Source organism: Paenibacillus sp. PvR133, from assembly GCF_017833155.1.
GTDB classification, from domain to species: Bacteria; Bacillota; Bacilli; order Paenibacillales; family Paenibacillaceae; genus Paenibacillus; species Paenibacillus polymyxa_B.
This window is the reverse complement of sequence record NZ_JAFIBS010000001.1, coordinates 2,038,736-2,052,000: the sequence shown is the minus strand read 5'-3', so window position 1 is coordinate 2,052,000 and position 13,265 is coordinate 2,038,736. Positions and strand designations below refer to the sequence as shown.

Below are 13,265 nucleotides of genomic sequence, written 5' to 3'. Positions count from 1 at the left end.
GGAGCTATATAAGGTTATTTTCAAACACCGTGGCTGTTTTGCGGTTTTTTCAGGGATGGAACGGATATCGTCTTGTCGGCTACACCCTGCTTCGCAGAATCTGCCTGTTGTAGATTTTTTTTCGCACTTGCCAGCCAGCCCTCTACGTCTTTTTCTTTAATCTTGTACAGCCATGCAAACAGACCTGCCGTAATTAAGGCCCCCACTCCAGGTACTACTGCATAGAGCGCGAATATCCATGTGAGAACCTGTCCGGTCTGCGGTACATTCGGGATATAGCCTGCAAAGGCAAGCGCATAAGCGACGATTCCACTGGCTGCCGCTCCCCCCAGTTTTCCTGCAAACGTTTGGGTAGCAAAAGCGGTACCACTGGCACGTACGCCTTTTTTGAATGCGCCATATTCCACACAATCGGCCGTAAACATCGGTACCATGAGCTGTGGTGCAGAGCTGAACAAACCGAAAAGAACCGCAAATACACATACGACAACAGGGTTACTGTAACCGATTACAAATAAGGACAAGCCCGTAGTAAACAATCCAATCAAGCTGACGACATTCACTTTCCACTTGCCGAATCTTTTAATAATTGGTGGTAAAATCAACGCAGTGAGCAGCTGCACACCCAAGGAAATGAACATGAGAATGGAAATATAAATAGGATTTTTCAAGTTGTATAAGGCAAAGTAACTGACGACAATCCCTTGCAGATTGGTCATAGACAGCATCATAAACGACATCAGGTAAAATAAAAGCTGCTTGTTTTGCAATGGATACGTCATAATTTGCTTGAGCGTAACCTTCTCCGCCTTGTTGGAATACCGTTCTTTGACATTAAAGCGAGTAAAGTTCATGAGTATCAAACCCGCTATGGCAACAATCAGTGCCAAAATTGGCCATGATATCTGATTGGCCACAGCTACCGAAGATGAGGAGATGACCATAAAACCCAAGAAGACCATCGTCCGGCCTCTGGACATTAACAGATCACGTTCATGCGTATTTTTCGTCATCAGTGTAGCCAACCCAAAGCCAGGCGCATCACTGATCGTATAACACATTTCCCATGCCAGATACGTAACGGCGATATAAATCACCTTGGCGGTAAGCGACGCATTATTAGGAACGAGAAAAATAAGTACAGTAAGTATCGGCAAAATGATGGAAGCCAGATTCGTCCACGGTTTGAACAAGCCGCCCTTTAGATTGGCTCGGTCAATGATCACACCGAAGATCGGAGCGCTAAGGGCATCCCATATACGGGCTAGTACGAATAAAGTACCGATAATAGAAACAGATATGCCAACATAATCCGTATAAAATAGCATCGCAAAAGAGGCGACCAGACAGAGAATTGCGTTGCTCCCCAAAAAGTAAACGTAATACGATACACGTTCTTTCGATGTTGTTTCCATAGCTCCTCCTGATTACAATATGGCATCGCTTTCAAAAAATCTACATATAAGCGCTTTCTTTTATGTAAAAGCTTATACTATAGCATTTGTAAACGCTCTTTTATTATAGTTAAATGTTAGATACAATGAGATTGTCTAAGCGGTGTAAAATTTGCCCTAATCGAAGGTGATCTGATGATATTAAATCCTGATGTTGATCCAGCTCTATTCCATGATTGCCGATGGCTGCCCATTATTGACTGGAATGTGAAATTTTTTGGCGCCCATATTCACCGGGTCAAAGCGGATTGGTGCATGCCTGAGGAATCTCATATCGGTTTTGAAATTGCACTCATTTTAGAAGGTCGTCAGGAAACGATTATGGAAAATAACGTATATTCAGTTGGGGAGGGTGATATTTTAATCATTCCGCCGGGTTTCAAACATGTGAGTCAGTGTGTTTCCCCAAACGGCATGTACTATTTTAGCTCTCATTTTAATGTCGATGATCCATTGTTCCGTCAGGAAATGATTAAGAGCAATCAGCTCTTTTTCCCAGCGGGTACTGAAACGAATACCAAGCTGCAAAAGGTCGTCCATAGCTGGATTGGCATGGTGCAAGAAAGCGGAGAATATACGACAGCAGACCGTTTTCGTATGCAAATTGCCTTATTTGAGCTATTCGGGATATTCTCGCAAATGATATCTACCGGTTTGGAGCCCAGAATTGCGCCTTCATCCGTTCAATATGCCAAGGCCATCATGGAAGCCATTCAATCAAGGTTTAAGCCTTATCGGGAAGATGAATCTGGCGAGCAAGCGTTCCGCCTTGAAGATGTGGCGGCTTCGCTCGGGATCAGTCCTGGCTATGCCCAGGAAGTGTTCCGCAAGGTATACGGCTATTCTCCACGTCACTATCTATCGGAGACCAAGCTACATGAGGCTAAGGTGCTGATCCAGCAGCCCAATCTGCCACTCAACAAGGTAGCTTCCCTGCTCGGATACTCCAGTCTGGCTCATTTCAGCAGACAGTTCAAGCGCTGGACAGGCACCAGCCCACTTAAATACCGTCAGACGTTAAAGCCGATTACTGATGCACAAAGGATTTAAGATATAAGGACGGATAGCAAGGGCTCCACCCTGCTATTCATACAAAAAAAAGAGCGTGACACCGAATATTGCGGTTGTCGCGCTCTTTTGACTCTATTTTCTATAAGCTCTACCGTTGCCTTAATGATCTAAAATCTTGACTAAGCTCTCATTACTCGAATCACAGCCTAATATCCCCTATATGCTGGTGCACCACATACATCATCCCCATCAGGAATACGGCCAAAGCCAAGTAACCGATGCCGAATTTCCAGCGTGATGATGCGGGTACTTCGTAATATTTATCATTTTCAAACGGAATGTAATCAATCCCACACAGCAATCTGAGCTGGTACGCATCCGGCGTCGGTATATGTTCCACACCGTTCAGCCATACATGCTGGACAAGACACTGCTGTGGCAGCAGAAGCGTCTGTTCCACATCCAGACTTTCCATATACACCGTCACATATTGCTGCCCCTCCAAATCCGAGTAGGTATTAAAAGATAATCTGCGCGTGTGCTCCGGTCCGGGCAGCGGATATCCTTGCTCATACAGATGCTGTACGTTCACCAGCGGCTTTTGCAAAAAGGATTGGACCTTAACCTCCTCTTTATTGCGTTTAACATATTTTTTGTACAAATCGTAGGCAAAGAACGCCCATATCAAGAAAAATAAAAAGGATTTTAAATATACTACGACTACAATTCCACCCAATAGGCCCACCAGCCACAGCCAACGCGTCACTGCCGTGGAAATCCGTCCTCCGTCGAGCGGATGAATCGGCAGCAGGTTGATCAGGTTCAGGAAAAATCCGACATACGAGAGCGCATACAACAGGGGACTGTCTGTTGCATAGGCTCCTGCGTATACCGCCATAGCCCCAACCGTCCCCAGTAACGGGCCGCCCATGGCTACATAAGCCTCTGTCTGCGCATCCAAAGGTTGCCGTTTCATTGTGATCAGCGCACCGAGAAAAGGAATAAATAACGGTGCTGATACGGGAAGCCCCTTGCGCTTGGCGGCCAATACATGCCCCAGCTCATGCACAAACAACAGCAACACGAATCCGACCGCAAATCCCCACGGGTAAATGATCGCATATGTGCCAATCGTTATCGCCATAGATATCAGCGCACCGCCAAATTTACTGAATTTTAAAAGGGCAAGTAACGACTTACCTTTCAGAAGAAGCAATGCTGCTGCACTACCAAGGTACCATTTGGATGAGCCGGATTTGGAATCGGTCTTTTTCTCTTCATTTTGCAAAAGTATCCGCCTCCTTTCTTTAACACTTCCATTGTATCCTGCTATGTGCAGCTTGTAAAAACTTCTCTAACTCACAGATAAGCGAACTGGGGTAGCCATTTATATTATTCCTCGTATTGTAGACATCCTCCAATGTAGGATATTATATTGGTGCTGGGTTAGATGCCCTATTTTGTAAAGGAGGTTTGCTCTTTCATGTGTACTCACTACATGCGTCTCAGAAAAAAGGATAGGCTTTTCAATGAAGCTCAACCCGTTTTTTTATATGGAAGGTTGAGGCTTGTTTAAGTTACCTTTTTTTAAACTAAATCTGAACAATGAGGTGTGTTTCATATGACTGAAAAGCGTTCCTTGACTAACTCAAAAGACGTTAGTGATATATTGGCCCTTGCCAAAAGCAACGGGCTTCACATACTACATGAAGGATTAGAGCTCAACGAGTCCGGGCTAGATTTTCGGGCACTATTCGCCAAAGACATTCAGGGTACCCCTTGGGTTCTACGTACACCGCGACGAACAGATGTGGTCCAATCAGCCGCTTACGAGCACAAAGTGCTTCAGTTGATTCGGGATACTCTTCCTGTAGCGGTACCGGATTGGCAAGTGTATAGTCCAGAGTTCATCGCCTACCCTCAACTGGAGGGCACTCCTGCCGCTACCATTGATATGGAAACAAAAAGCTACGTATGGTTCATCAATCCTGAGGCTCTGACGGAAAGATTCGTTGCTTCGCTCGCTAAAGCCCTAGCCGCGTTGCACCGGACGGATCACCAACAGGCAGCAAATTTCGGTGTCCGCGTAAAGCAGCACGACGAAGTTCGGCAATTGATGGACCAGCGGATGAAGGAAATAAGGAGCGTCTTTGGTGTATCTGGCGAGCTATGGCAACGATGGCAAACCTGGCTGGCAGACGATAGCTACTGGCCGGAATATTCCGTACTTGTACACGGTGATTTGCACCCAGGCCATATTTTAGTCTCTTCGAATACAGAGGTTACTGGAATGCTGGACTGGACCGAGGCCGAAGTAGCTGATCCGGCGATTGATTTTACGAGTTACTATACTTTGTTCGGAGAAGTAGAGCTTACTCGTTTATTGAAGCTTTACGAGGCAGCAGGCGGACGTGTATGGCCGCGTATGATCGAACATATCGTTGAACTGACCGCGGCTTACCCTGTGCTTATCGCCGAATTCGCCCTCAAATCCGGGCTAGATGAATATATGGAGATGGCACGTAACGCGCTGGGTGTCCATGACCAAGAAGAAGGACTGCTCGACATATAATATAGCTGTAGCCACCTGGCAGGCTTTGGTTCAATGACGGACCAAGGCCTGTTTTTTTCTGCTCTCCTTTTTTTGTAAAGTTACGTTTCGCGCCCAAGTGTCCATCCTCCTGTCTGTTCTGTTATCATGTAAGAAAACGGAATAACTCAGGAAAGGATTACGAATCATGAGTTTTGAACTTACCCGGCGAGCCATCAGACAACTATGCAGTCAAGCTGCTTATGACGACGGGGATGCCTATTACCGGGCCAAAAGAGTGGCCTTTACACAAATAGATCATGATGAAGGGGTATACGAAGCTACGGTCAAAGGAAGCAGCTTTTATGCTGTTGCGGCGATGATCCGATCCAATGGAAGTATCCGAGCAGAGTGCACCTGTAGCACATTTCAGAACACCGGACGATATTGCAAACATATCGCTGCTGTTCTCCTTAACGCCCATGATATACGCCGTGGAAAAAGTCTGTCTGTACGCTCCTACGCCTCCAGACTTCATCCCGGTACTACCCCAGATACAGCAGGAAGCATGGATTCAGACGGGATGTACACATCTACAGATGCTCCGTATGATTACACTGCTAAAACGGCACGATCCTCTGACATCACACAAGGGGATCTCCAGCTGACCGACAGTATGTTAAAACTATTTGACCGCAAGAGACCGCTTCGCAGCACGCCTACCCTGCTGGATACTCGTGCGGTCTTGGATTTTCAATTCGTCATCCGGCCTTTTGCCTACGGTTACCAAAAATATATGTTTGGTGTAGAAATGAAAGCTGGCCCCAAACGATTATATATCGTCCAGAAAATTCGTCCGTTTCTGGATAGTATTGACCGTGGGGATAGCTACATGTTCACGAAAAGCTTCTCGTACGAACCTGAGTTGTACCGCTTCCGTCCTGAACATGACGCTATTCTCCAGCAATTATCCCAGGTGTGCCACCATGAGCGTATGATTCGGGAAACCTCAGGTACGTATTCATCTTCCAGTAGTCATATGAGCGGCGAGCGAATGCTCCTCATTCCGCCTGCGGCTTGGGAAAAGCTGCTCCCCTTGCTGACAACAGCACAGGGCGTCTACTTTGAAATTCACGGAAACATGAGCGAGGGTATTCCCCAATCCAACCTGATGCTTCCACTGCAATTTGAATTTGATGAGGCCGGGGCCATAACCGAAGGCTACCAGCTAAGCATACAAGGATTGGATGACTTGACCATCATGGAAGACTATGGTGTCGTCATTGCCGATGGCAAGCTTGTCAAACAGAAGGCCGATCCCTTACGGCGTTTGTCCGAGCTAAAACGGATGGTAGAGGTACACCACAGGCGAAAAGTTCTGATTGCGCCAGAGCAGATGGAATCTTTTATGGACAAGGTTGTACCCGGGTTAATGAAGCTCGGACGTGTTCATATGACTCGGTCCGTCTCAGATCGGGTCACACAGCAGCCATTGAAGGCAAAGCTATATCTGGACCGGGTAAGAGATAAGCTACTGGCAGGGCTGGAGTTCCAATATGGGGATATCATCATCAACCCGCTGGAAACAGATGCACGAACGCCTGGTAACGACCGAATTCTGATACGTGATGGGGAACAGGAGCAGCGTATTTTGGAGCTGATGGAGCATAGCTCCTTTGCCAGAACAGACAGCGGATATTTTATGGAAGATGAAGATGCAGAGTACGATTTTTTGTACCATACTGTTCCGCAACTGGAAAAGCTGCTGGATGTCTATGCTACAGGTGCAGTCAAAGCGAAAATAAACAATACTCTGCCTACCCCAAGGATACGGGCGGAATGGGATGAACGTACGGATTGGCTTGAATTTAAATTTGATATGGAGGGCATTCCGGAACCGGAAATTCGCAAGCTGCTCAAATCGTTAGAGGAAAAACAGAGATATCACCGTCTGCCGAATGGTGCCTTGCTGCCGTTGGAAACAGAGGAGTACAAGGAATTGATTCGGTTCATGAATGAAACAGGTATCCGCAAAAGCGATCTGGATGCAGCGCAAATTCGTGTTCCCGTCACGCAAGGACTGTACTTAATTGATCCTCACGATCATGGAAAAAACCTGACTTTGGGTAAAACCTTTCGCCAGCTGCTGGAAAATATACGTAACCCAGACCATCTCGACTTTCCAGTTCCAGACATGCTTGCTCCTATCTTGAGAGATTATCAGGTTTACGGCTTTCAATGGCTTAAGACATTGGCGCATTACCGTTTTGGGGGCATTTTGGCAGATGATATGGGGCTGGGTAAAACGCTGCAAAGTATCGCCTTTCTCGTCTCAGTATTGCCGGAGATTCGCAGCCAGCAGCTTCCAGCCATGATCGTGTCCCCTGCATCACTGGTGTACAACTGGCGGAATGAGCTGGAGAAATTTGCTCCACACGTCCGCGTCACTATCGCAGATGGCAGCCCAGAAGAACGCGGCCGGATCATACGGGATGCCGCCAGTTATGACGTCGTCATTACGTCCTACCCGTTGCTACGGCGCGATGCAGATGTGTACAGCAAGCCATCGTTTCATACGCTCATACTGGACGAGGCGCAGGCTTTCAAGAACCATGCCACCCAGACGGCACAAGCTGTTAAGGATGTAAAAGCCCGTTACCGTTTTGCCCTGACAGGAACGCCTATAGAAAATACATTGGAAGAGTTATGGTCCATATTCGACGTTGTATTTCCTGCGCTATTTCCCGGTGGGAAAAGAGTGTTTCACAACCTGCCTCGAAATGTGATTGCCAAGCGGGTTCGTCCGTTTCTGTTGCGCCGTCTTAAGAGCGATGTCCTCAAGGAGCTGCCGGAGAAAATCGAATCCGTGCAGGTATCCCGGCTTCTGCCAGATCAAAAAAAGCTGTATACAGCCTATCTGGCCAAGCTCCAGCATGAAACGTTGAAGCATCTCAACGAGGAAGGATTTCAGAAAAATCGGATCAAAATTCTCGCAGGTCTGACCCGACTTCGTCAGCTCTGCTGTCATCCAGGCTTGTTCATCGAAGGATATACGGGAAGCTCCGCCAAATTTGAACAGCTGTTGGAGATCATTACGGAATGTCTCAGCTCTGGGAAACGGATACTCATTTTTTCACAGTTCACTACGATGCTTCAAATGATCGGACGTGAGCTTGCTCGAGAAGGGGTGTCCTACTTTTACCTGGATGGGCAGACTCCCGCTCCGGAACGAGTCGAGCTGTGCAGTCGCTTCAACGAAGGAGAACGCGAGCTGTTCCTGATTTCCCTAAAGGCAGGAGGCACTGGCCTGAACCTCACCGGCGCAGATACAGTCATTCTGTATGACCTATGGTGGAATCCCGCTGTAGAGGAGCAGGCTACCAACCGCGCACACCGAATGGGTCAGAAAAAAGTCGTGCAGGTTATTCGTCTCGTCGCCCAAGGCACGGTAGAGGATAAAATGTATGAGCTGCAACAAAAAAAGAAAAACATGATCGACCAGGTCATTCAACCGGGGCAAGAAACCCTTTCGGCACTGACCGAGCTGGAGATTCGTGAACTGCTCATGATCTAGCCAACTCTTCCACGCTTATTTATACGTTAGTATGACAATTCCACATGCAAAAAAAGGTCCAATCACGGTAGAAATCTTCCCGTATTGGACCTTTTTGCTTCTAAATATGATTGTTTGGATCGAGCAGATTAATCCTGTTTTAATACTCTAGGTTCAATGGGAACCAGGTTAGACTCAATCTGGGTGCGCTGAGGCTCATACCATTCAGGCAGCATCAGCTTATGTCCTAACTCATTCAATTCCTCATCCACGGTAAATCCGGGTGGATCGGTTGCGATCTCGAATAAAATACCGCCCCGCTCGCGGAAGTATACGGCATTAAAGTATTGGCGATCTACAATACCACTGGTCCCAAAACCATGCTGATGAACCCATTCGTTCCACGCCTGATGCTCCGTATCGTCCTGCGCGCGCCAGGCAATATGGTGAACCGTACCGGCGCCGCCATTCCCCCACGGGACATCTTTGACCGGAATGTCGATCAGGTTGCCCAAATCACCTGTCGCCTGATAGCGGATGTAGCCTGCATTTGCGTCTTCTCCGATGGGAGTCATCCCCAGGACGTTCTCCAACACCTCTTGCGTATGCTTGGAATCCGCACTGTACAGTACCGCCCCGCCAAAGCCCTTGATCGCTTTATCCGTAGGCACGCCGCCAGCTGTCCACGTGTTCACCGGGCCATCTTCCCGCTCCACCAGCTCCAGATGCAAGCCCTCGTTGTCTCGGAACTGGATGAATGACTCGCCAAAACGAGTGGCCTTCGTGAAAGACACCTTCAAGCTGTGCAGACGGTTTTCCCAGTATTCCAAAGCACCGGACGGCACGACATACGTCGTAATCCCGACCTGTCCACCTCCAATCTTACCCTTGCGTGTACCCGGAGCTGGAAAAAAGGTAATGATCGTTCCCGGGCTGCCCTCTTCATTACCAAAGTACAAATGGTATACTTCTGGAGCATCAAAGTTGATCGTCTTTTTAATCAATCGCAGACCAAGTACGCCTGCGTAAAAATCAACGTTGCCCTGCGGGTCTCCTGCAAAGGACGTGATATGGTGAATTCCAGCGGTTTTCAATGACATCTTTATCACTCCTTCATTAACATGATGATTTATTTACAAAAATGATTTACAAATTTCAAAATCCATTGTAGCTGACAAATTGTCCAACCGGCTTGCGGTATCCCCGTGCCCGCTGACCCGATTCGTCCTCTTTACCCAAGGTAATCATCATCACGGGTACAAATTGCTCTGGAATATTCAGTACTTCCTGCACCTTCGCCGGATCAAAACCGATCATCGGGCAAGTATCCCAGCCTTTGTCCTTGGCAATCAACATCAATTGCATAGCCGACAGGCTGGCATTACGGATCGCTTCTTCTCTCTGGAAGACAGGTCCCCGCTCGCGATAAAACTGAGTTACCGACTCCACTGTACTATCATATTCCTGCTTGCTCAGGACACCTAAATTCAGGAAGCCTTCGTTGAGGTCAGCTACCTTGGTATAAGCTTCTGTATCCCCCAGCACTACAATGGTCGCCGAAGCCGTTAATATTTTATACTGCTTACTTGCCTCATCATGCAGTCTTTGTTTGGTATCTGCATCCTGCACTACGATATAGCGCGTATGCTGTAAATTAAAAGCCGATGGAGCAAACTTCACCAACTGAAATATTTCTTCTAGTTCTTTTGCATCTATAGTAACATCAGGAATAAATTTAGAAGCTGATCTTCTCTCTTGAATAATATTCACCAGTTCGCTCATGTTAAGTTCCACTCCTTGATATTATTTTCAAATAAATTATCTTTAAATTAAGAATATATCTATTCGTGTTTTCTGTCAACTAAAACTATAATCATGTTAGTAAGTATTTTTGGATACAACCTAAGGGCTTCACCAGCCCTTTACAAATCCGTTGCCCGTATCCTCATCGTAATCGCTTCGCGTTGCGCTTTGGTTAAGCTCTTGAAGACTAGCTCATACGAATGGTCGATCATGCTGTACAAATCCTCCAGTGGGAAGGTAGCATCAACCTCAATCGTATTCCAATGCTTTTTATTTAAATGATAGCCTGGCTTAATTGCCTTGTTTTGTTCACGCAGATTTACCGCAATGATCGGATCACATTTCAAGGATAGGTGGCTAATGCCGTCCTTTTCAGATAATAGAGCAAACATCTTGCCTCCAACTTTCAGTACTAGCGTTTCAGCACCGAATGGATAATCCTTAACAGCCTCTTTTTGGCTCAGACCATACGCTACAATTTGTTCATACACCAGCCTTCACTCCTCTGCTTGATTCATCATCTATGAAACGATTTGTGCCCTATTATATCACGCTCTCCACATACAATAGTCCCATGTTACAATTAGAATTCTATCGGGAGGGTCAATCCTTTCTATATGAATTTATCGACCGTCCGTGACCTCATACACGTCCTAAAGATTTAGCGATATTTCACATACTGTATCTGCAAGCTGACAGCCCTTCACTTCCGAATAGGAAGTTGGAGGGGCTTGTTTTGTTCATATAGTAGAGAATGTTATGCAACAGCCCTATATTTTGGTATACTTCCGTGAGAGGCTGTATCGATACATTCGAACGGTACTCTAGTTACTGTAATTCAATATGTAGATGTGTGAGCCTATGGAGGTGAACTCGTTGGATTTTGCTCTGATCCGCAAGGACCGAGACAAAAGAACGGTCGCAAATTGACTCTTTTTTTGCCTTTCGGACCTTTTCAGCCATGTGCTGAAAGGTTTTTTTTGTGATCTAAAATAAAGGTAGGAAAGGATTTGAATGCAACCATGGCAACCTCGAAAGCACTTAATATTTTGCAATTGAAGAAAATGAAACGAGAAGGTTCACCTATAAGTATGATTACGGCGTATGACTATCCATCTGCTCGTTTGGCTGAGGAAGCCGGGATCGATATCATCCTTGTCGGTGATTCCGTAGGTAATGTGTTATCTAATTATAACTCCACACTGCCCGTCACTATGGATGATATGGTCTATCATACACGGTCTGTCGTGCGCGGTGCGGAACATACTTTTATTGTCGCGGATATGCCATTTATGACGTACCACGGGAGTAGTGAAGAAGCCCTTACTAATGTGCGCAGGCTCATGCAAGAGGGACATGCCCATGCCGTGAAATTAGAAGGGGGCATGGAAATTTGCGACACCGTGAAGCGAATTGTTCAATCCGGCGTCCCACTACTGGGGCATATCGGACTTACACCACAGTCTGTGCATCAAATCGGCGGATACTTCATTCAAGGTAAAAACTCACAGGCCGCTGAGCGCCTTCTAAATGATGCCCGGGCCCTGGAGCAAGCGGGAGCTTTTGCCATCGTGCTGGAGCTGGTGACAGAGGAAGTAGCGAAGAGCATCACCCGAGAGATATCTATTCCGGTCATTGGCATCGGTGCGGGGAGATACTGTGATGGCCAGGTTTTGGTGTATCATGACATGTTACAATACTCAGCTCCTTACCGGGAGAAAAAGTTCGTAAAAACCTATTCGGATATAGGTACTTTGATTCGCAACAGTATCGGTCAATATGTCGAAGACGTGAAGAATCGTTCTTTTCCGGGCGAGGAGCATGTTTTTAAGGCAGATGAGAACGTAGTAGAAGGACTATACGGGAATGCAAGAGTAAAGGCAGGGACCCTATAATGCGATTTCTGATTGTAGGTGCAGGGGCGATTGGAGGCTATTTTGGGGGACTTCTTGTTCAAAAAGGAGAAGACGTGACCTTCTTCGTACGCCCTTCAAAAAAATCTCAGTTGGCAAAAGACGGTCTAATTGTTAAAAGTGTTCATGGGGATTTTCAGACACCAGTGCGTGCTATTACAAATGGTGAAGCTGCCGATCCGTTCGACTGTATTATCATTTCGGTCAAAGCGTATCATCTTCCCCAATTGCAATTCGATCTTGAGCCTTATGTCGGTGATCATACCATGATTCTTCCGTTACTTAATGGTTACGAACATTTTGACTTTTTGCGTAAACAATTCGGTTCTGAAAAAGTGCTGGGCGGACTTTGTTATATTGAAACTACGTTGGATCATGATGGTTCTATTGTTCAGACAAGTCCGTTCCACCGTATCGTCTTCGGTGAATGGAACGGAGTGCAATCAGAGCGTACACAACTGCTGCTGAATCATCTTGATCATGCAGGCTTCACAGTGGCACGAAGTCACGATATTCAGCGTGAAGTGTGGCAGAAATATATATTCGTTGCCAGCTTGAGTGCAATTACAACACTGATGGATGCCTCGGTTGGGACTATACTTGCCACGGCAGAGTCACGAGCTATATACGAAAAGCTGCTGCATGAGATTGTCACACTTGCTCGCAACGCGGGGATGCCGATTGATTCAGAGATGGAAGCTCATACACTGAAAACGATGGAATCCTTACGACCAGAGATGATGTCATCCATGCAACGCGATATGCTTAAAAAGCTTCCGGTTGAAGCCAGTCATCTACATGGTTCACTGCTTGCATTGGCTGCAACCAGTAATACTGTTTACCCCATACTCGAAACGGTATATGCCCGATTAAAGGTATACGAGAGCTTATTGGACACTGTCTAAAATTCAAACTTTAAAATCAATTAAAAGAGGAAGCGGCAGCTTCGAAGGTGAAAATGAAATCTTAGACTGCCGCTGCTTTTCCTTTATTAAACTTCA

General features: G+C 46.5%; 10 protein-coding genes. 5 read left to right on the top strand and 5 right to left on the bottom strand.

Annotation, left to right across the window (positions count from 1 at the left end):
* Positions 1 to 20: 20 nt before the first annotated feature.
* Positions 21 to 1,415 carry an MFS transporter gene (locus tag JOE49_RS09125; protein ID WP_209940945.1) on the bottom strand — a complete coding sequence of 465 codons (1,395 nt, stop codon included), beginning with the start codon at positions 1,413 to 1,415 and terminating at the stop codon, positions 21 to 23.
* A gap of 174 nt (positions 1,416 to 1,589) precedes the next feature.
* On the opposite strand from JOE49_RS09125, the gene JOE49_RS09120 reads away from it, so the two are divergent.
* A complete protein-coding gene (locus JOE49_RS09120) occupies positions 1,590 to 2,504 on the top strand; it encodes an AraC family transcriptional regulator (protein WP_023986924.1) in 915 nt (304 codons plus the stop codon).
* 160 nt (positions 2,505 to 2,664) lie between these two features.
* Here the strand turns inward: JOE49_RS09120 and JOE49_RS09115 are convergent, their stop codons facing one another.
* Positions 2,665 to 3,753, bottom strand: coding sequence for a site-2 protease family protein (locus JOE49_RS09115; RefSeq protein ID WP_023986923.1), 1,089 nt, complete (start codon positions 3,751 to 3,753; stop codon positions 2,665 to 2,667).
* A 333-nt stretch (positions 3,754 to 4,086) separates the two neighbouring features.
* Here JOE49_RS09115 and JOE49_RS09110 point away from each other — a divergent pair, with 333 nt between their 5' ends.
* Both JOE49_RS09110 and JOE49_RS09105 read left to right on the top strand, forming a co-directional pair.
* Positions 4,087 to 5,037 (top strand): macrolide 2'-phosphotransferase, encoded by a 951-nt coding sequence (locus JOE49_RS09110; RefSeq protein ID WP_209940944.1) that lies wholly within the window; start codon positions 4,087 to 4,089, stop codon positions 5,035 to 5,037.
* 166 nt (positions 5,038 to 5,203) lie between these two features.
* Entirely contained in the window at positions 5,204 to 8,569 is a 3,366-nt protein-coding gene (locus JOE49_RS09105) for a DEAD/DEAH box helicase (RefSeq protein WP_209940943.1), read from the top strand.
* A 128-nt stretch (positions 8,570 to 8,697) separates the two neighbouring features.
* On the opposite strand, the gene JOE49_RS09100 is transcribed toward JOE49_RS09105, so the two are convergent.
* From JOE49_RS09100 to JOE49_RS09090, 3 genes are all read right to left on the bottom strand, one after another.
* Positions 8,698 to 9,648 carry a ring-cleaving dioxygenase gene (locus JOE49_RS09100; RefSeq protein ID WP_053324602.1) on the bottom strand — a complete coding sequence of 317 codons (951 nt, stop codon included), beginning with the start codon at positions 9,646 to 9,648 and terminating at the stop codon, positions 8,698 to 8,700.
* A gap of 55 nt (positions 9,649 to 9,703) precedes the next feature.
* Entirely contained in the window at positions 9,704 to 10,330 is a 627-nt protein-coding gene (locus JOE49_RS09095) for a nitroreductase family protein (RefSeq protein ID WP_023986919.1), read from the bottom strand.
* 140 nt (positions 10,331 to 10,470) lie between these two features.
* A complete protein-coding gene (locus tag JOE49_RS09090) occupies positions 10,471 to 10,842 on the bottom strand; it encodes an MmcQ/YjbR family DNA-binding protein (RefSeq protein ID WP_023986918.1) in 372 nt (123 codons plus the stop codon).
* 531 nt (positions 10,843 to 11,373) lie between these two features.
* Between JOE49_RS09090 and panB the strand changes: the two genes are divergently transcribed.
* Both panB and JOE49_RS09080 read left to right on the top strand, forming a co-directional pair.
* The gene (gene panB, locus JOE49_RS09085) at positions 11,374 to 12,246 is read left to right on the top strand and encodes a 3-methyl-2-oxobutanoate hydroxymethyltransferase (protein WP_160789519.1); all 873 of its coding nucleotides are present in this window, start codon (positions 11,374 to 11,376) and stop codon (positions 12,244 to 12,246) included.
* Positions 12,246 to 13,169: a ketopantoate reductase family protein gene (locus tag JOE49_RS09080; RefSeq protein ID WP_209940942.1), complete on the top strand. Its 924-nt coding sequence runs from the start codon at positions 12,246 to 12,248 to the stop codon at positions 13,167 to 13,169. Before panB ends, JOE49_RS09080 begins: the two co-directional genes overlap by 1 nt.
* Positions 13,170 to 13,265: the final 96 nt, after the last annotated feature.

Excerpts from the sequence above, each read along its gene's own strand:
- panB (WP_160789519.1), top strand. The coding sequence starts at position 11,374 with ATGGCAACCTCGAAAGCACTTAATATTTTGCAATTGAAGAAAATGAAA.
- JOE49_RS09105 (WP_209940943.1), top strand. The coding sequence starts at position 5,204 with ATGAGTTTTGAACTTACCCGGCGAGCCATCAGACAACTATGCAGTCAA.
- JOE49_RS09080 (WP_209940942.1), top strand. The coding sequence starts at position 12,246 with ATGCGATTTCTGATTGTAGGTGCAGGGGCGATTGGAGGCTATTTTGGG.
- JOE49_RS09120 (WP_023986924.1), top strand. The coding sequence starts at position 1,590 with ATGATATTAAATCCTGATGTTGATCCAGCTCTATTCCATGATTGCCGA.
- JOE49_RS09100 (WP_053324602.1), bottom strand. The coding sequence starts at position 9,648 with ATGTCATTGAAAACCGCTGGAATTCACCATATCACGTCCTTTGCAGGA.
- JOE49_RS09095 (WP_023986919.1), bottom strand. The coding sequence starts at position 10,330 with ATGAGCGAACTGGTGAATATTATTCAAGAGAGAAGATCAGCTTCTAAA.
- JOE49_RS09110 (WP_209940944.1), top strand. The coding sequence starts at position 4,087 with ATGACTGAAAAGCGTTCCTTGACTAACTCAAAAGACGTTAGTGATATA.
- JOE49_RS09125 (WP_209940945.1), bottom strand. The coding sequence starts at position 1,415 with ATGGAAACAACATCGAAAGAACGTGTATCGTATTACGTTTACTTTTTG.